This window comes from Marivita sp. NO-S04, assembly GCF_059070475.1.
The window spans coordinates 1,038,830-1,054,847 of record NZ_CM180980.1; the positions used below are offsets into that span (position 1 = coordinate 1,038,830).

General features: G+C 60.4%; 20 protein-coding genes, 2 tRNA genes and 2 pseudogenes. 12 read left to right on the plus strand and 12 right to left on the minus strand.

The genetic code is table 11. The features are described 5' to 3' along the window. Positions 1 to 57: 57 nt before the first annotated feature. The 4 genes from ACK3EW_RS05560 (at position 58) to ACK3EW_RS05575 (ending at position 5,270) form a co-directional block, all read left to right on the plus strand. Positions 58 to 1,239: an alanine racemase gene (locus ACK3EW_RS05560; protein WP_493808785.1), complete on the plus strand. Its 1,182-nt coding sequence runs from the start codon at positions 58 to 60 to the stop codon at positions 1,237 to 1,239. Between the two features lie 41 nt (positions 1,240 to 1,280). Further along, positions 1,281 to 3,578 (plus strand): xanthine dehydrogenase family protein molybdopterin-binding subunit, encoded by a 2,298-nt coding sequence (locus ACK3EW_RS05565; protein WP_493808786.1) that lies wholly within the window; start codon positions 1,281 to 1,283, stop codon positions 3,576 to 3,578. After that, a complete protein-coding gene (locus tag ACK3EW_RS05570) occupies positions 3,556 to 4,614 on the plus strand; it encodes a T6SS phospholipase effector Tle1-like catalytic domain-containing protein (RefSeq protein WP_493808787.1) in 1,059 nt (352 codons plus the stop codon). Before ACK3EW_RS05565 ends, ACK3EW_RS05570 begins: the two co-directional genes overlap by 23 nt. Positions 4,615 to 4,802: 188 nt before the next feature. Further along, on the plus strand, positions 4,803 to 5,270 hold the full coding sequence (locus ACK3EW_RS05575; RefSeq protein WP_493808788.1) for a CoA-binding protein: 468 nt from the start codon (positions 4,803 to 4,805) through the stop codon (positions 5,268 to 5,270). 137 nt (positions 5,271 to 5,407) lie between these two features. Here ACK3EW_RS05575 and ACK3EW_RS05580 read toward each other — a convergent pair whose 3' ends face one another. Together ACK3EW_RS05580 and hisF are read right to left on the minus strand one after the other, a co-directional pair. Beyond that, a complete protein-coding gene (locus ACK3EW_RS05580; protein WP_493808789.1) occupies positions 5,408 to 5,713 on the minus strand; it encodes a phosphoribosyl-ATP diphosphatase in 306 nt (101 codons plus the stop codon). Continuing rightward, a complete protein-coding gene (gene hisF / locus ACK3EW_RS05585; RefSeq protein WP_439120309.1) occupies positions 5,710 to 6,471 on the minus strand; it encodes an imidazole glycerol phosphate synthase subunit HisF in 762 nt (253 codons plus the stop codon). Before hisF ends, ACK3EW_RS05580 begins: the two co-directional genes overlap by 4 nt. 85 nt (positions 6,472 to 6,556) lie before the next feature. Between hisF and ACK3EW_RS05590 the strand changes: the two genes are divergently transcribed. Next, complete coding sequence (locus ACK3EW_RS05590) at positions 6,557 to 7,315, plus strand: SDR family NAD(P)-dependent oxidoreductase (protein ID WP_493808790.1); 759 nt, start codon at positions 6,557 to 6,559, stop codon at positions 7,313 to 7,315. An 86-nt stretch (positions 7,316 to 7,401) separates the two neighbouring features. Continuing rightward, positions 7,402 to 7,854, plus strand: coding sequence for a DUF302 domain-containing protein (locus ACK3EW_RS05595; protein ID WP_493808791.1), 453 nt, complete (start codon positions 7,402 to 7,404; stop codon positions 7,852 to 7,854). Here ACK3EW_RS05595 and hisA read toward each other — a convergent pair. Then, complete coding sequence (gene hisA / locus ACK3EW_RS05600; protein WP_493808792.1) at positions 7,851 to 8,573, minus strand: 1-(5-phosphoribosyl)-5-[(5-phosphoribosylamino)methylideneamino]imidazole-4-carboxamide isomerase; 723 nt, start codon at positions 8,571 to 8,573, stop codon at positions 7,851 to 7,853. The genes ACK3EW_RS05595 and hisA overlap by 4 nt on opposite strands. Before the next feature lie 136 nt (positions 8,574 to 8,709). Here hisA and ACK3EW_RS05605 point away from each other — a divergent pair, with 136 nt between their 5' ends. Then, positions 8,710 to 9,096, plus strand: a complete 387-nt coding sequence (locus ACK3EW_RS05605) for a DUF2147 domain-containing protein (RefSeq protein ID WP_439120306.1) — start codon at positions 8,710 to 8,712, stop codon at positions 9,094 to 9,096. 151 nt (positions 9,097 to 9,247) lie between these two features. On the opposite strand, the gene ACK3EW_RS05610 is transcribed toward ACK3EW_RS05605, so the two are convergent. The 5 genes from ACK3EW_RS05610 to ACK3EW_RS05630 form a co-directional block, all read right to left on the minus strand. Continuing rightward, a complete protein-coding gene (locus ACK3EW_RS05610) occupies positions 9,248 to 9,844 on the minus strand; it encodes a LysE family translocator (protein ID WP_493808793.1) in 597 nt (198 codons plus the stop codon). A gap of 79 nt (positions 9,845 to 9,923) precedes the next feature. Continuing rightward, positions 9,924 to 10,559, minus strand: coding sequence for an imidazole glycerol phosphate synthase subunit HisH (hisH, locus tag ACK3EW_RS05615; RefSeq protein WP_493808794.1), 636 nt, complete (start codon positions 10,557 to 10,559; stop codon positions 9,924 to 9,926). 3 nt (positions 10,560 to 10,562) lie between these two features. Then, positions 10,563 to 11,150, minus strand: a complete 588-nt coding sequence (gene hisB / locus ACK3EW_RS05620) for an imidazoleglycerol-phosphate dehydratase HisB (protein ID WP_493808795.1) — start codon at positions 11,148 to 11,150, stop codon at positions 10,563 to 10,565. Positions 11,151 to 11,244: 94 nt separating this feature from the next. Further along, positions 11,245 to 11,319 (minus strand) — tRNA-Gly (locus ACK3EW_RS05625). A 22-nt stretch (positions 11,320 to 11,341) separates the two neighbouring features. Further along, positions 11,342 to 11,416 (minus strand) — tRNA-Gly (locus ACK3EW_RS05630). A gap of 186 nt (positions 11,417 to 11,602) precedes the next feature. Between ACK3EW_RS05630 and ACK3EW_RS05635 the strand changes: the two genes are divergently transcribed. The 4 genes from ACK3EW_RS05635 (at position 11,603) to ACK3EW_RS05650 (ending at position 13,588) form a co-directional block, all read left to right on the plus strand. Continuing rightward, the gene (locus ACK3EW_RS05635; RefSeq protein WP_493808796.1) at positions 11,603 to 12,142 is read left to right on the plus strand and encodes a YaeQ family protein; all 540 of its coding nucleotides are present in this window, start codon (positions 11,603 to 11,605) and stop codon (positions 12,140 to 12,142) included. Between the two features lie 189 nt (positions 12,143 to 12,331). Continuing rightward, complete coding sequence (locus ACK3EW_RS05640) at positions 12,332 to 13,075, plus strand: TIGR04255 family protein (RefSeq protein ID WP_493808797.1); 744 nt, start codon at positions 12,332 to 12,334, stop codon at positions 13,073 to 13,075. Then, complete coding sequence (locus tag ACK3EW_RS05645) at positions 13,068 to 13,382, plus strand: hypothetical protein (protein WP_493808798.1); 315 nt, start codon at positions 13,068 to 13,070, stop codon at positions 13,380 to 13,382. Before ACK3EW_RS05640 ends, ACK3EW_RS05645 begins: the two co-directional genes overlap by 8 nt. A gap of 8 nt (positions 13,383 to 13,390) precedes the next feature. Continuing rightward, entirely contained in the window at positions 13,391 to 13,588 is a 198-nt protein-coding gene (locus ACK3EW_RS05650; protein WP_493808799.1) for a hypothetical protein, read from the plus strand. 21 nt (positions 13,589 to 13,609) lie between these two features. Here the strand turns inward: ACK3EW_RS05650 and ACK3EW_RS05655 are convergent, their stop codons facing one another. From ACK3EW_RS05655 to ACK3EW_RS05665, 3 genes are all read right to left on the minus strand, one after another. After that, positions 13,610 to 14,542, minus strand: a complete 933-nt coding sequence (locus ACK3EW_RS05655) for an IS5 family transposase (RefSeq protein ID WP_493806415.1) — start codon at positions 14,540 to 14,542, stop codon at positions 13,610 to 13,612. Between the two features lie 217 nt (positions 14,543 to 14,759). Then, positions 14,760 to 15,104 carry a hypothetical protein gene (locus ACK3EW_RS05660; protein ID WP_493808800.1) on the minus strand — a complete coding sequence of 115 codons (345 nt, stop codon included), beginning with the start codon at positions 15,102 to 15,104 and terminating at the stop codon, positions 14,760 to 14,762. A 69-nt stretch (positions 15,105 to 15,173) separates the two neighbouring features. Then, a complete protein-coding gene (locus ACK3EW_RS05665; RefSeq protein ID WP_493808801.1) occupies positions 15,174 to 15,410 on the minus strand; it encodes a hypothetical protein in 237 nt (78 codons plus the stop codon). A 170-nt stretch (positions 15,411 to 15,580) separates the two neighbouring features. Between ACK3EW_RS05665 and ACK3EW_RS05670 the strand changes: the two are divergent. Beyond that, positions 15,581 to 15,700, plus strand: a pseudogene (locus tag ACK3EW_RS05670) (helix-turn-helix domain-containing protein); the annotation flags it as partial. Between the two features lie 22 nt (positions 15,701 to 15,722). On the opposite strand, the pseudogene ACK3EW_RS05675 reads toward ACK3EW_RS05670, so the two are convergent. Further along, positions 15,723 to 15,989 (minus strand): annotated as a pseudogene (locus ACK3EW_RS05675) (IS3 family transposase); the annotation flags it as partial. Between the last annotated feature and the right edge of the window lie 29 nt (positions 15,990 to 16,018).

The following is a 16,018-nucleotide window of genomic DNA, read 5'->3' on the forward strand; positions in this document are numbered from 1 at the left end:
CACGAACCGACGGGGAATGCACGCAGACTGAAAGAAACAGAACCAGATGAGGCAGTCATGGTTGCAGGGGCACAAGACATCACACAGGCGCGGTACGACCGGGCGCGCATCTCGGCAGTGATCGCAGACAGACAGCCGGACGATCCGCTGGCGATCCTGCGCCCGCACGTGTTGCAGCGCACGGCGCACAGCTTTCTGCGCGGCTTTCCCGGTCAGGTCAGCTACGCGGTCAAGGCCAATCCCGCGACCGATATCCTGCACAATCTGGTCCGTGCCGGGGTGACCACATTCGACGTGGCCTCTGTCGCCGAGATGCATGCGGCACGTCAGGCCATGCCTAACGCGCGGCTGCATTACCACAACCCGGTGCGGTCAGACTCCGAGATCACGCAAGCCAAGGCGCTGGGCATCGCCTCGTGGTCAGTGGACCGGACGTCTGAGCTGGACAAGCTGGGGCAGCTTGCCCCCAACACACAAGTGGCCGTACGCCTGTCGTTGAAAAGGGGCGGCGGCGCGTATGATTTCGGCAGCAAGTTCGGCGCTTCGCCCGATGTGGCAATAGAGCTGCTGCGCACCGTTGTGGCCCGGGGCATGATCCCGGCGCTGACCTTTCATCCGGTTACGCAATGCACTGATCCTACCAGTTGGGCCGATTATATCGCCGCCTGCGCAGAAGTTGCGCAACGTGCCGTGGTGCGGCTTGCGGCGCTGAATGTCGGGGGCGGGTTTCCGGCCCTTCCGCGCGGCGGCAAAACCCTGCGGCAGCACTTGTTCGAAACCATTGCAGCCGCGACCAAAGCGCATTTTCCGGATCAGCCGCCGCAGCTTTGGTGCGAACCGGGGCGGGCGATGGTGGCTGACGCGATGTGGCTCTTGCTGCGCGTCAAGGCGCGGGGTGACGGCGTGCTGACGCTGAATGACGGTCTGTATGGCGCACTGGGTGAATGGCGCGATATGCCCGTGCCCGCGCGCCAGACCGCGTTGAACCAGCAGGGCCACCCCGTCACGGGAACGCCCCAGCCATTCACTATTTTTGGCCCCACATGTGACAGCCTCGACCGGGTGCCGGACCCGTGGATGCTGCCCGCCGGGATCGCGGATGGCGACTATATTCTGATCACCGGGGCGGGCGCTTACAGCCTTGCGCTGGTCACTCCGTTCAACGGATACGGAACGCGCGAGATGATGAACCTCGATTCCATGGTCGAACCTGCTGGACAGTGCTGTCCCGCAGGCTAGTGTCCCTGCCGAAAGACCAAGGTCACACGCGCGAGGGAAACATGGATAAATTTGGCAAGTCACAACCGGTCAAACGGGTCGAGGATGTGCGGTTTCTCAATGGGACAGGGCGCTATGTCGATGACATCGCTCCGGAAGGCGCGCTGCGTGGCTACGTGTTTCGGTCGTCTGTCGCCCATGCGGATATCGACACGCTGGAGGTGACTGACGCGCGCGAGGTGCCGGGTGTGCATCTTGTCCTGACAGCTTCGGACCTCAACGAGGCGGGATTTACCCAAGGTCTGTGGGGTACAACGGTGCCCAATCGTGACGGGTCGATGGGCGCATCGCCATTCCGCCCCATCCTTGCTTCGGGCACCGTGCGCTATGTGGGTGAAGCGCTGGCCTTTATCGTTGCCGATAGCCTTGAGGCGGCGCGCGATGCGGCAGAACTCATCGTATTCGACTATACCGACAAACCCGTGCATCTGGGGCTCGCTTCGGGAGGTGAAGCTTTGCACACCGAGGCACCGGGGAACGTGGCCTTCGACTGGGGCATGGGGGACGAGGCCGCGACGGCCGAAGCGTTCAAGACCGCCCACCGTACGGTCAGCCTCGATGTCGAGGACAACCGCATCATCGTCAACGCAATGGAGCCGCGCGGCTGTTATGCCGAAATGGAGGGCGACCGGCTGCATGTGGCGATCAACGCGCAAGGCGTGTGGGAGCACAAGAAACAGCTGGCGCGTGTTCTGAACATGGCCGAAGCGGACATCCGCGTCACCAACCCTGACACTGGCGGTGGTTTTGGCATGAAGGGCATGCCGCACCCCGAGAATTTCCTGACCGCCATCGCCTGCAAGATGCTGGGCCGCCCGGTGCGCTGGATGTCGGAACGCACCGAGGCGATGCTCGCGGACAACGCTGGCCGCGATCTGCGCCACACCGCCGAACTGGCCTTTGACGAACACAACCGCATCACCGCCTACCGGGTGCAGACGGTGGCCAATATGGGGGCCTATAATTCGCATTTTGCGCAGGCCATCCAGACCAGCTTGTTCTCTAAGGTTCTGATGGGTGTCTATGACGTGCAAACCTCTTGGTTGCAGGTCGAAGGCGTCTACACCAACACGACGCCTGTCGATGCCTATCGCGGCGCGGGGCGCCCCGAGGCGATCTACCTGCTGGAACGGGTCATGGACCGCGCCGCGCGCGAGTTGGGCCTTGATCCGTGGGAAATGCGCCGCATCAACTTCATCAAGCCGCACCAGTTTCCCTACAAGACCACCACGGGCGAAACCTATGACGTGGGCGATTTCGACCGCGTGCTGTCCCGTGCCGAAGGCTTTGCCGACCGTGCAGGGTTCGACGCCCGCCGCGCCGCATCCGAGGCCGAGGGCAAGCTGCGCGGCCTTGGCTTGTGCTACTACATTGAAAGCATCCTTGGCGCGCCTGTCGAGGACGTGAAGGTCACGTTTGACGAGGATGGCGGCGCGTCGATCTATGTCGGCACGCAGTCGAACGGGCAGGGGCACGAGACCGTGTTCACGCAGTTCCTGTCTGATCAGACGGGGATCCCAGCTCACATGATCCGCTTTGTGCAGGGCGACAGCGATTTGATCGCACGCGGCGGTGGAACGGGTGGCTCACGCTCGGTGACCATCCAGAACACCGCGACGCTGGCGGCGGTCGAAAAGATCGTCACCGCCTTCACCGCGTTCCTTGCAGACCAGCAGGGGGTCGACGAGGGCGATATCAGCTTTGACGACGAACAGTTCCGCGTTGGCACATCGAACGTCACGCCGACCATGCTCGAAGTGGCGCAGATGGCGCGTGAGGCGGGTCGTACGGACCTTCTGACGTTTGATGCCACGATCACGCTAGACGCCCGCAGCTTCCCCAATGGCGCGCATGTGGCCGAGGTCGAGATCGATCCGGACACTGGCCATGTGACCGTCGACCGCTACACCGTCGTTGACGATTTCGGCAATCTCATCAACCCGATGCTGGCCGAAGGTCAGGTGCACGGCGGGGTGGCGCAGGGGCTGGGTCAGGCGCTCACCGAGCGGGTGGTCTATGACGAGGACGGGCAGCTGCTCACGGCAACGTTCATGGACTACGCGATGCCGCGCGCCGATGATATCCCCATGATCGGGTTCACCACAGAAGCGACGCCGTCGGTCACCAACCCGATGGGCATGAAAGGCTGCGGCGAGGCGGGCACCGTCGGTGCACTGGCTGCTGTCGCCAACGCGGTGCAGGACGCGATGTGGCAGCGCGGCGTGCGGCAGGCCGACATGCCGTTCACGCCGCAACGGGTCTGGGGCATGTTGCAGGATGCGCGCATCGCGGCTGAGTGACAGGATAATCGGCTGGTTCCGTGGCACGGTCGCCACGGGCCAGTCCAAGGTTTCGGCACGTCGAGGTGCCCGGGTTCATGTTGTCATTCTGGATGGCACGTTGTCCTCGCTCGAACCGGGCTACGAGACCAATGCCGGGTGCCTGTACCGCCTTCTGCAAGAGGTTGGGGGCGATCTGTCGATCTACTACGAATCAGGCCTCCAATGGTCCGACTGGCGCAGCGCGTCCGACATCGCCGTCGGTCGCGGCATCAACCGCCAGATCTGCCGCGCCTACGGCTTTCTTGCGTCGCGTTATCAACCGGGGGACCGGATCTTTTTCTTCGGGTATTCCCGTGGCGCCTATGCCGTGCGGTCGCTTGCCGGGGCCATCGACACGATTGGCCTGTTGCGCGCCGAACATGCCACTGAACGCAATGTCCGGCAGGCCTATCGCCTCTATCGCTATCCCGCCGACCGGGACACGGTGCGCGCCTTTGTGCAGCGCTTTTGCCATGACGCACCGGTGATTTCGGTGCTGGGCGTCTGGGACACGGTCAAGGCGCTGGGGATGCGCCTGCCGGTGCTGTGGCGATTCACCAATGACAAACACGCGTTCCACAACGACCAGCTTGGTCCATCGATTCAGCATGGGTTTCAGGCGCTGGCCTATCACGAACGGCGCATGGCCTATGAACCGGTGCTGTGGTCCTGCCCTCCGGGCTGGAGCGGACATGTGGAACAGGTCTGGTTCAAGGGAGTTCACGGAGACATCGGCGGGCAATTGCGCGGTCACGAAGAGGCGCGCCCGCTGGCGAACATCCCCTTGGTCTGGATGCTCGATCGGGCCCAAACGGTGGGCTTGCCCTTACCAGAGGGATGGCGTCAGCGGTTTCCGCAGAATGTGCACGCGCCGTCTTCGGGCAATTGGAAGGGCTGGGGCAAGCTGTTTCTCTACCGACGCCCGCGTCGTGTCGGGGATGATCCTTCGGAACGAATACACGAAACGCTGCACGTTACGCAGCCACAGGTTGTGTCCGAGCCGCTTGTCCCCTGACTGCTGACGAATATGTGACCAAAACCCTCGGTTTCTCTCTTTAAACCGCGAAAATCGTGCCTAACTCAATTTCAAGGAGCACGGGAGTGGAACACCCGATGCACCTACACTGTCCCTCGTTCCAACACTTGCGCCCAAGGTCTCCTTGGGCGCTTTTTCTTTGCCGCGTGACAGGCTAGACAGAGCGTATGAGCTATTCCGATGATTTCCTGCGCACGGTCCTGAAACGGACCAAAACCGTCGCCGTGGTGGGCGTGTCCCTTAACCCGGTGCGCCCGTCCTACTATGTTGCGCGCTACATGTCTCTTAAGGGGTTCACAGTCATCCCGGTTAATCCCGGTCACGCCGGCAAACGGTTGTTCGGGGCCGAGGTCAAGGCTTCGTTGTCCGAGATCGACGCCAAGGTAGACATGGTGGACATCTTCCGCCGCTCGGACGCGGTGCCGCCCATCGTGGATGAGGCGTTGGAACAATTCCCGGACTTGCAGACCGTGTGGATGCAGATCGGGGTCGAGCATGCCGAGGCCGCTGCCAAGGCCGAGGCGCGGGGGGTGGACGTTGTGATGAACCGCTGCCCCAAGATCGAATATCAGCGGCTGTTCGGAGAACTGCGCATGGGCGGGTTCAACACCGGGATCATCTCGTCCAAGCTGTGAAGCCGGGCGGACGATGCGTCCACGCATCGTGCGTTTCCGTTGACGGAAACGCTTGGGCTCGTCCGTTAGTGCACCATTGGTTCAAGCCCAATGGACGACGCCCCAAACCCCGAGGTATTTGCAGCCCAAAGAACCTTTTAACGGTTGGCTTTTTCCTGCAGGCCAGACTGTCCCTGACGGCGGGCGAGTTCCGCCATCACATCGGCGAGCGCCACATCGCGGGATTTCAGCATCACCAGAAGGTGGAACAGCACATCGGCGGCTTCCGAGGTCAGCCGGTATCGATCGCCTTTGATGGCCTCGATGATGGCTTCGATGGATTCTTCGCCGAATTTCTCGGCACATTTTTCCGGGCCTTTGGCCAGCAGTTTGGCGGTCCAGCTTTCGTCCGTGGAGGCAGCTGCGCGGGTCGCGACGATCTGTTCCAGCTCTTCAAGGGTCATGTCAGCCTCACAGGGATGCCTGCGGCGGCCATATGGGCCTTGGCCTCGCCAATTGTGTATTCGCCGAAATGGAAGATCGATGCGGCCAGCACGGCGCTGGCGCCACCCATCGTCACACCTTCGACAAGGTGATCCAGCGTGCCGACGCCGCCGGACGCGATCACCGGGACATCCACAGCATCGGAAATCGCGCGGGTGAGGGGTAGGTTGAACCCGGCTTTGGTGCCATCGCGATCCATCGAGGTGAGCAGGATTTCCCCCGCCCCTTTGGTGACCACGGTCTTGGCAAATTCCACTGCGTCTATGCCGGTGGGCTTGCGCCCGCCATGAGTGAAGATTTCCCATTTGCCGGGGCTGACCGTCTTTGCGTCGATCGCGACCACAATGCACTGGCTGCCGAACTGATCCGCCGCTTGGGCGACCACATCCGGGTTGGCGACAGCGGCGGAATTGAACGACACCTTGTCGGCCCCTGCCAGCAGCAGCGCGCGCACATCCGCCACCGTGCGCACCCCGCCGCCCACGGTCAGCGGGATAAAGCACTGTTCCGCCGTGCGGGTGACGACGTCGAACATCGTGCCCCGGTTTTCATGGGTCGCATGGATGTCGAGAAAGCAGATCTCGTCTGCTCCTGCCGCGTCATAGGCGCGGGCGGCGTCCACCGGGTCACCGGCGTCGCGCAGATCGACGAAATTGACGCCCTTGACCACACGGCCATCGGCGACATCGAGACAGGGAATGATGCGGGTCTTCAACATGGGCCATCGCGTACCCCGAAGATCGCCGCTTGTGAAGCCTGCGCGTTGCGCATTATGCCTTGGGCCAAGGAAAGAGGAGGGTCCCATGTCTGATCAATTCGCAGTTTATCCGAGCCTGAGTGGCAAAACCGTGTTCATCACCGGCGGCGCGTCGGGCATCGGGGCTGAGATCGTCAAGGCGTTTGCGGCGCAGGGCGCGAAGGTTGGCTTTGTCGATCTGGACGCAAATGGTGCGCAGGCGTTGGCAGAGGCGACCGAAGGCACGGTGGCGTGGGAACAGGCCGATCTGCGCGACATTGCGGCGTTGCAAGAGGCGTTTGGCAGACTGAAAACCACGCTTGGCCCGGCGCAGGTGTTGGTGAACAACGCAGCACGCGATGACCGCCACGACTGGCGCGAGGTGACGCCCGAATATTGGGACGAACGTCAGGCGACCAACCTGCGGCACATGTTCTTTGCCATTCAGGCCGTCGCCCCCGATATGATCGACGCCGGTGGCGGGTCGATCATCAACATGGGGTCAAACAGCTGGTGGGAAGCGGTCGGCAACATGCCCGCCTACACCACGGCCAAAGCCGCCGTGCATGGCCTGACCCGCACCATGGCGCGCGATCTGGGGGGGCATCGCATCCGGGTCAACACCGTGGTTCCCGGTTGGGTCATGACCGAGCGGCAGAAAGATCTGTGGGCCAAACCGGAGGCGTTGGAAAAGCACCGCGACCGCCAGTGCCTGCCAGACCTGATTGAGCCCGTGTATCTCGCCCGGATGGTGCTGTTTCTTGCCTCGGATGATGCGGCGATGTGTACGGCCAACAATTACATGGTCGAAGCCGGGTCGATCTGAGCGGTCCCGCGCTAGTCACGCCAACGTGCATATTAAGTGATCCCCTTTTGGTCGACCTTCGACGTCAACAGCCAAAGGGGACACAGATGAAACACCTACTATTCGCCGCCGGTCTGGCCTTGGCAGCCACAACTGCCAGTGCAGGTGACAATGGGCTGATGCGCAAGGACAGTGCACTGAGCGTGACCGAAACCGTGGATGCGATGGTCACCGCGATGGAAGGGGCCGGAATAACAGTCTTTGCCCGCGTCGATCACGGGGCAGGGGCCGTGTCCATCGGAGAAGATATCGGCGCGTCGCAATTGCTGATCTTCGGCAGCCCAAAGGTCGGTACGCCTGCAATCAAGGATGATCCGGCCGCTGGGCTTTACCTGCCGCTCAAGGTCTTGGTCTATGAAGACGCGATGGGCGGCACCAAGATCGTTTATGAAGAGCCTGTGGCGATGCTGGGCAAGCTCGGCGGTGTTTCCGAGGATGCGGCATATCTCAAGACGATGGCGGGTGCCTTGGCAAAATTCACCGATGCGGGCAGCAATTAGGCGCGCAACACCGCCAACGCCTCTGCCAGGTCGAGGGCGCCGTCATAGAGCGCGCGGCCAGAAATCGCGCCGTTGAGCCCTGCGCCGCAATCCCGCAGTGCGATCAGGTCGTCAAGTGACGAAACGCCACCGGAAGCGATGACGGGGATCGACACGGCGCGCGCCAGCTCTGCGGTGGTTTCCACGTTCGGGCCTTGCATTGCGCCGTCGCGGTTGATGTCGGTGTAGATGATCGCGGCGACTCCTGCGTCTTCGAACGAGCGGGCAAGATCAGTCACCATCACGTCGGTTTCTTCGGCCCAGCCCTTGGTCGCCACACGCCCGTTGCGCGCGTCGATGCCCACGGCCACATGGCCCGGAAATGCGCGTGCCGCCTCGCGGACCAGATCGGGGTTCTCGACCGCGATCGTGCCGAGGATCACGCGCTGCAATCCCTTGTCGAGCCAGCGCTCGATCGTCGCCATATCGCGAATCCCGCCACCCAATTGCGCAGGTACTTTGCAGCGATCAAGAATTGCCTCGACCGCCGCCGCATTCACCGGTTCACCTGCGAAGGCACCGTTCAGATCGACCAGATGCAGCCATTCGCAGCCCGCCTCGACAAACTCCATCGCCTGTGCGGCGGGGTCGTCGTTGAACACGGTGGATTTCTCCATGTCGCCCCGCAATAGGCGCACGGCCTGTCCGTCTTTGAGGTCGATGGCGGGATAGAGGATCATGGTGCGGTCTCCGGTCAGAATTCCCCCGCGCTTTGACATGACGGAACGGCACATGCAACGCGACCCAGCGTCAATCTTGATCGGATTTGCAAGCTCGGGTCAGAGTTTTTGTACCACTCTGAGGGAGGAGACAGAGATGAAATTGATGACACTCGCCGCAGGCCTTGTGCTGGCCGCCAGCGCCGCCTTTGCCGATCCGGTGGAAGGCACGTGGAAGACCCAGCCGGGCGATGACGGCAATTACGGGTTGGTCACCATCAGCACCTGCGGCGCGGACATCTGCGGCGTGTTGGGGCAGGGTTATGACGCCAGCGGCAAGAAGATCGCGTCGCCCAATATCGGCAAGCAGATGATTTGGGGTATGAAGCCCGCCGGTGATGGTGCCTACAAGGGCGGCAAGATCTGGGCCCCGGACCGGGACAAGACGTATAACTCCAAGATGACGCTCAGCGGCAACCAGTTGAAGGTTGAAGGCTGCGTATTGGGTATCTGTCGCGGTCAGACCTGGACGCGCGTGAAGTGATCTGTGTGTCGCGGTGGCTGCGCCCCCACGATCCGCTGGGGGGCTTTGCCCCCCAAACCCCCCTTTGCCCCCCAAACCCCCCAAGGTATTTGAGGCCCAAAGAAACCATGGGCGAGGTTTTGCTGCTGGACATGGTTTGTTGAAACGGTCCTCACGAAAGTAAAATCCAGATGGCGACGCCGGCCAACACAGCGGCGAAACCCCTGTTCAGCCAGATTGCGCTTCGATCCTCGCGAAATGCGCGGGCAAGCCTGTCTCCGATCAGCGTCCAAGTCGAAAAGGCCAGCAGGTTGTTCAGTGTGAACACGGTTGTGATCACCATGACGGCGGCAAAAACATGCGGCTCCGTGGGCGAGAGGAACTGTGAAAACATCAAAGCGATGATGACATAGGCTTTGGGATTGAGAAGCAGCAACACCGCGCCATCATTGAAGGAAGCCGGGCGCGCTGTTTGCGTGGTTGTGGTCGCCCCTGCGCGAGATAGCTTGAGAGCCAACCAGAGCACATAGATCGCGCCTGCCGTCTTAAGAACCGGGAACAACAGGGGCCATGTCTCGAACAGGCCCGTCAGCCCCAGACCTACGCCCAATGTCATCAACCAAGTGGCCAGGTGATAGCCTGCCGAGGCTGGCAGCGTGGCCCGAAAGCCGAACAGTGCGCCATTGGCGGCAAAGAGCATATTGCCGGGGCCGGGGCTGTAGGCCAACGGGAAGAGAAAGATCAGCAGGGCGAAGATAGTTTCGGTCATGGTGATGTCCCGGTTACAGGACATCACCCTGCCGTTTGGCCGGGCCGCGAACGACCCAGTTCCTGCGCTTTTGGTCAGCTCAGGGCGTCCAACGCAGGAAGTTTGTAATCATCCGCAATCCGGTGGCGGCGCTTTTTTCCGGGTGGAACTGGAAGCCCACCATGGTGTCGCGCGCCACGATGGCAGTCACGTCGCCACCGTATTCGACATGCGCCACGCGCTGCGACGCGGTGTCGACGCGCATTTGATAGGAATGCACGAAATAGGCGTGTTCGCCTGTCTCAACCCCTGCAAGCACCGGGTGGGCGGTGTCGATCACCAGATCGTTCCAGCCCATATGCGGCACTTTCATGTGGGCGTCAGCGGGCACGATCCGTTCGACCACGCCGTCGATCCAGCCCAAACCGTCGGTGGGCGTATATTCCAGCCCTTCGCGCGCCATGAGTTGCATGCCGACACAGATGCCCAGAAACGGCCGCGCCTTGATCTCGACCGCTTCGACCATAGCCGCAAACGCCCCAGAGGCACGCAATGCCGCAGCGCAGGCCGGGAAGGCGCCATCGCCGGGCAGGACCAGCCGGTCTGCGCCCGCGATCACGTCAGGGTCAGAGGTCACCACAACATCACCTGCGCCGACCTCGCGTGCCATGCGTTGGAACGCCTTTTCGGCGGAATGCAGGTTGCCGCTTTCGTAGTCGATGATCGCTGTCAGCACGGGTTACAGCGCCCCTTTGGTGGACGGGATCGCATCCGCCTTGCGGGGATCGACCTCCAACGCATCGCGCAAGCTGCGGGCCACCGCCTTGAACGCGGCTTCGGCGATGTGGTGGCTGTTCACACCGTGCAGCATGTCGACATGCAGGGTGATGCCGCCATGGGTGCTGAACGCCTGAAAGAACTCGCGCACAAGTTCCGTGTCAAAGGTGCCGATCTTGACGGTCGGCAGATCGACGTTCCACACAAGGAAGGGCCGCGCTGACAGGTCAAGAGCTGCGCGCACCAGCGCGTCGTCCATCGGCAAAAGGCACGACCCATAGCGTACAATCCCGCGCTTGTCGCCCATGGCTTGGGTCAAGGCCTGACCCAACGCGATGCCCACATCCTCGACCGAGTGGTGATCGTCGATGTGCAGATCGCCCTCGCAGCGCACTGTCATGTCGATCAGCGAATGGCGCGCAAGCTGGTCCAGCATGTGGTCGAAAAACCCGATCCCGGTCTGGTTGTCGTATTGACCGGTGCCGTCAAGGGTCACGTCGACGGTGATCTTGGTCTCGACTGTGGTGCGGGTCACTGTGGCGCTGCGCATATCGCCTCTCCTTCATGGTGTCGCGGCCTTATAGGCGCGCCAACGCGCCCCGCCAAGTGGGGGTGTGACTGCACATGGTTGGAAAGGAGACCGATGGAGCGGGCGAGGCGATTCGAACGCCCGACCCTAACCTTGGCAAGGTTATGCTCTACCCCTGAGCTACGCCCGCGCTGCCATCGATGTGACCGGATTGGAGCGGGCGAGGCGATTCGAACGCCCGACCCTAACCTTGGCAAGGTTATGCTCTACCCCTGAGCTACGCCCGCGCTGCCAATCTGGTAGGCGGGGATTTAGTGCGTGTCGCAGCAGGGTGCAAGAGGAAAATGAGGCCCCGTGCCCCGCCTTTTTCGTCACTGTGTCCGACACCTTTGCGCGCGACATCCGGTCTATCTGCTTTCCCGCAGCCTCCAGACGCAGTAGGCATCCCAATCTTTCAAGGTCTGGGGCCCGTCATGGCGCAAAATGCCACCATTTATAAAGTCGAACTCACCGTGTCGGACATGGATCGTCACTATTATGAAACCCACAAACTGACCGTGGCCAAACACCCGTCCGAGACCGACGAACGCCTGATGGTGCGCCTCGTGGCCTTTGCGCTGAACGCGGACGAGCATCTGGAGATGACCAAGGGTTTGTCCACCGATGATGAGCCGGACATCTGGCAGAAAAGCCTGAGCGGGGAGCTCGACGTCTGGATCGCCCTTGGCCTGCCGTCCGAGAAAGTGCTGCGCCAGTCCTGTGCGAAATCGGGCAAGGTCATCGTCTACGCCTATGGCGGCCGCCCGGCAGAGATTTGGTGGGACAAGGTCAAGGGCAGCACCACCCGGTTCGACAACCTGTCCGTCGTGGGCCTGCCCGAGGCCGAGACCACAGCGCTCGCCGGTTTGGCCAGCCGTGCCATGAAGATGCAGGTCAACATTCAGGACGGCGACGTCATGGTCAGCGTGGACGAGGGCATGGTCTACGTGACGCCGGAGGTTTGGAAGGGGTAGGGGGGTGTTTAGCTATTATGACTGCCACCGGCAGTTGGGCCACTTAGTTATACTGGGTGGCAGCAAAAAGCCCGCTTGCTATGCCTTGTGCCGAATACAAAATAATTCTCAAGCTGTAGTGTGCTCACACTAGACTTTCCTTGCCACTAGAGTGTTGAATGTGTACACGCTTGCATAACGGGGAGAACGATGTCACTGCTTCCAAAACAACTTGAGCACGAACCTTTGGTCGATGCTGTTTTTGAAGTGCGCCTTAACGGCGTGCCGCCGCTCGCGGACATTCTCCCCGGTTTCTTGCTTCATGACTTTGGCAAAGAGGCAAAAGTTGTGCGTCTACCTGCTGCGGATTTGCCCTTCCCAATGAGACAGGATGACCCGAACCTACAGTTTATGCCAATTCAGCGTGTGGAAATTAGCGGTTTCTCGATCTTGCTTGGCGACCGAAATGTTATCGTGAGTTGTAGGTTGCCCTATCCGAAATGGCCCAATTTCAAACCAGTCATATTGGATGTAATGTCACGCGTTGCAAAAATTGGACTACCAGGTTCTATCGAGCGATATTCGGTCAAGTATGTCAATCTGATCCAAGCACCAACGTATCAAGAGCAAATCAAAAAGATTTCGATGGACATAAAGCTTGGCGATATTGAGGTGACCAGTGAGCACGTCACTCTTCAAGTCCATCGCAGAGAAGACGATGTGGTGCACATTCTTTCTATTGCTACCGGGGCAAACGGACACATTGATGGAAGTGCGGTTTCCGGTGTCCTCGTAGATATAGATTCAATCAGGACGGTAAACGCTTCTAATATCCAAACCTTTGCTGATAGCCTAGCCGATGGACTTGAAGCCCTTAGGCAGTCAAATAAGGAGAAGTTCTTTAGTTGCTTAACCGAGCAGACTATTCAAGAAATGGGGCCGACATATGAATAACATAGCACTTACCCAAGTATCACAGACAGCTACTGGCGCTTTGGCTTTTGCCGTTGGCGCAGCCATGGCCGCGGGTCAGCCCACTTGGCCCGCGCGAGAGACGCCGAACTACAAAGTGACGCAAACAGCTTCGAGCTATAGCCAGTTTTCAGAAAGTGTGATGATCGCTGCAAAACAACCGCCCTACATGGACTTCGCACGCGATATAGCCGCAATATATGCATCGTTGAGTGAGCGGCAGGAACGTTTAGACGACGAGTTTGAGGCTGCCATTTTTGACGACTTGGATAGTCTATACGAGTCCTGATAGAGCGGATGACATTCGACGCGGAACAATTCAAGAATCAGATTCCGTTTTACCTAACGGAAGACCCTGCGCAGAAAGCGCTTGTTAGAAACCTAGATGCTTTGGTCAGCGGTGCCTCGGCAGGTTATTATATCTCTGCCGCCCGCGAACCTGATGCCAACACGATGTTGCAGGGCGTTGTTGCATTACCCCGGCCTGAGGCGTGACGTCCCCTTACCCCGCTGACGTTATGCCACGCGGACGATCTCGGCGGTGCCGAGGGCGTTGAAGCGGTTCATGAGGGCGATGCGGATGTGGATTTCGGCGGTCTGTCGGTCGGGGTCTCTTGCCATGATACGCTCGCCGAAGGATTTCAGGCAGCGCATCTTCGCCTCGATCCGGTTGCGGGCGTGGTATCCGGTCCAGCGTTTCCAGAACGCCCGCCCGTAGTATCGCGTCGCGCGCAGGGTGTCGTTGCGGGCGCGTGCAGCCGGGCAGTCTTCTTTCCAGAGACGTCCGTTCTTTCGGATCGGGATGATCGGAACGGCGTCGCGTTCGATGATGGCCTTGTGGCAGCGGCGTGTGTCGTAGGCGCCGTCGGCGGTGACCGTGCCTATCTGCTCACCTGCCGGGATCTGGCCGAGCAGGTCGGGCAGCACGGGGCTGTCGCCGTCGCGGCTGGGGGTGAACTCGACTGCCCGGATGTCCGAGGTGGTGGTGTCCATGGCCAGATGGACTTTGCGCCATTGGCGTCGGCCTTGCACCCCGTGCTTGCGGGCCTGCCATTCGCCATCGCCGAGGAACTTGATCCCGGTGCTGTCGACCAGCAGGTTCAGCGGGCCGTCCGCACGGCGATACGGGACCTGGACGGCCAAGGTCTTTTGCCTGCGGCACAGCGTGGAAAAGTCCGGCACGGGCCAGTCCAGGCCGGCCAGTCGCAGCAGGCTGGCCACCATTCCGGCGGTCTGGCGCAACGGCAACTTGAACAGGACTTTGATCGATAAGCAGAACTGTATGGCCGCATCGGAAAACACCGCCGGACGTCCGGGTCGACTGTCACGCGGCGCGCGCCAGGTCATGTCCTTGTCGACCCAGATGAGCAGAGACCCCCGCTTCCTGAGTGACGCGTTGTAGCTGGACCAGTTCGTCGTGCGATAGCGGGCGGGAGATGGCTTGCTCATGCACCGCGTCTAACGCCATGGATTCGCGAAGTGAATCCTTCGTCGTCAGACTTTTGCAACAATGCCCGTCCAGACCAAGAACGCCAAGGGATGCGATAAAGGCAACGATCAGGATGCCGATCGCCGATGGCAAGCGGAAGACGATGTGATTAATTGCTCCAAACGCCCCGGCGAAGACGATCAGTAGCGTTGCGATCTGGAGAGCGTTCATCGGAACTTACGTTTTGCGGCGTGCCAGTTTTTGGGAAGGCTTGGTGGGGTCATCGGGCTCGGGGCCACACCAGCGAGGGATCGTCAGCTTGTTGTCAGCCCGGCGTCCGGGAAGCCGTCTGTCACCGCGTGTTTGGAACGCAGCATTGCCAAGGTCCAACCCGGTCCCGGCATGTGTGTCATCAGACGATCCACTCAGATCAAAGCCGGGCCGGTCGACCTTTTCACCGCTGTCGTCTACTGCTTGGGGGTCGTCTTGTGCGTGTTTCTTGGTGCTGTGGTTGTTGAGATCATCTGTCACCTTTCGCGACTCAGGTGAAGACGAAGTGGCCGTTTTTTCAATATATTTCATTGTTTTTCTCCTCTCTTAGAGGGCCGTGCTTCTGATACGGAGGGTCACAGAATGAGGGCATGCGCCAAGTCACGGTCTGCGAACTGAATTCCCTTCGGCGATGATCCGACGGATCAGTGCGGCAGCGGTGCGGTGTTTTACTGTATCGGCCTCGGACCCGACTGTGTTCTCATGGGTTGCAGCAGCATCCGTGAGAACACCCATGATTTCTTTCTCGGGCAAAATCCGCGCGTCATTCAGCGCGAGAAGCAAGGCTTCGCAGATGGTCAGCGCGGCCATGCCTGAATGCATTTGGTCGTCCGTCATAGGGTATTGACCTCTCCGACAAGTGCTAGCCGGGGGATGCGGCTGCAGCTTACGGAGCAGACTTGCAAGGAATCTGCTATGTTGTGCTGATGGATATCAGTGTTGATCGTCACTGAGAATTGACCCATGTGCAACCTTGCCCCGGCTTGAACCAGCTGGGGGTATTGGGAGTGATCGACAGGGGATTTTTGAAGGTTATCAGGACATGGGCGCTGCGAGACAAGATGCCTATTCGCGTGATTGCTCGGCGCACGGGTATTTCGCGCAACACCATCAAGAAGTATCTACGAGGTGTGAGGTGCCCCTAGATTTCTAGACACCTGCTTCGTTCAATTTCTGCTGTTCTGTTTCATAGTCAACTGGCGACAGCATGCCATTGTTCGTGTGCTTGCGTGTCGGGTTGCAAAACATCTCGATGTAGTCGAACACATCCTGCCTTGCTGCGTCGCGCGTGGTGTAGGTTCGCCGCCTGATGCGCTCCCGTTTCAAAAGCTGGAAGAAGCTTTCTGCGACCGCGTTGTCATGACAATTCCCACGACGGCTCATACTGGTATCCAGAGGGTAATTGCTGAGAAACGATTGAACCGCCCCGGGTTTACCGGAGAGTT

Excerpts from the sequence above, each read along its gene's own strand:
- ACK3EW_RS05635 (WP_493808796.1), top strand. The coding sequence starts at position 11,603 with ATGGCGCAAAATGCCACCATTTATAAAGTCGAACTCACCGTGTCGGAC.
- ACK3EW_RS05665 (WP_493808801.1), bottom strand. The coding sequence starts at position 15,410 with ATGACGGACGACCAAATGCATTCAGGCATGGCCGCGCTGACCATCTGC.
- hisA (WP_493808792.1), bottom strand. The coding sequence starts at position 8,573 with ATGATCCTCTATCCCGCCATCGACCTCAAAGACGGACAGGCCGTGCGC.
- ACK3EW_RS05590 (WP_493808790.1), top strand. The coding sequence starts at position 6,557 with ATGTCTGATCAATTCGCAGTTTATCCGAGCCTGAGTGGCAAAACCGTG.
- ACK3EW_RS05645 (WP_493808798.1), top strand. The coding sequence starts at position 13,068 with ATGAATAACATAGCACTTACCCAAGTATCACAGACAGCTACTGGCGCT.
- ACK3EW_RS05580 (WP_493808789.1), bottom strand. The coding sequence starts at position 5,713 with ATGACCCTTGAAGAGCTGGAACAGATCGTCGCGACCCGCGCAGCTGCC.
- hisF (WP_439120309.1), bottom strand. The coding sequence starts at position 6,471 with ATGTTGAAGACCCGCATCATTCCCTGTCTCGATGTCGCCGATGGCCGT.
- ACK3EW_RS05650 (WP_493808799.1), top strand. The coding sequence starts at position 13,391 with ATGACATTCGACGCGGAACAATTCAAGAATCAGATTCCGTTTTACCTA.
- ACK3EW_RS05575 (WP_493808788.1), top strand. The coding sequence starts at position 4,803 with ATGAGCTATTCCGATGATTTCCTGCGCACGGTCCTGAAACGGACCAAA.
- ACK3EW_RS05605 (WP_439120306.1), top strand. The coding sequence starts at position 8,710 with ATGAAATTGATGACACTCGCCGCAGGCCTTGTGCTGGCCGCCAGCGCC.
- ACK3EW_RS05660 (WP_493808800.1), bottom strand. The coding sequence starts at position 15,104 with ATGAAATATATTGAAAAAACGGCCACTTCGTCTTCACCTGAGTCGCGA.
- ACK3EW_RS05565 (WP_493808786.1), top strand. The coding sequence starts at position 1,281 with ATGGATAAATTTGGCAAGTCACAACCGGTCAAACGGGTCGAGGATGTG.
- ACK3EW_RS05640 (WP_493808797.1), top strand. The coding sequence starts at position 12,332 with ATGTCACTGCTTCCAAAACAACTTGAGCACGAACCTTTGGTCGATGCT.
- hisB (WP_493808795.1), bottom strand. The coding sequence starts at position 11,150 with ATGCGCAGCGCCACAGTGACCCGCACCACAGTCGAGACCAAGATCACC.
- ACK3EW_RS05595 (WP_493808791.1), top strand. The coding sequence starts at position 7,402 with ATGAAACACCTACTATTCGCCGCCGGTCTGGCCTTGGCAGCCACAACT.
- ACK3EW_RS05570 (WP_493808787.1), top strand. The coding sequence starts at position 3,556 with ATGCGCGCATCGCGGCTGAGTGACAGGATAATCGGCTGGTTCCGTGGC.
- ACK3EW_RS05610 (WP_493808793.1), bottom strand. The coding sequence starts at position 9,844 with ATGACCGAAACTATCTTCGCCCTGCTGATCTTTCTCTTCCCGTTGGCC.
- ACK3EW_RS05655 (WP_493806415.1), bottom strand. The coding sequence starts at position 14,542 with ATGAGCAAGCCATCTCCCGCCCGCTATCGCACGACGAACTGGTCCAGC.
- ACK3EW_RS05560 (WP_493808785.1), top strand. The coding sequence starts at position 58 with ATGGTTGCAGGGGCACAAGACATCACACAGGCGCGGTACGACCGGGCG.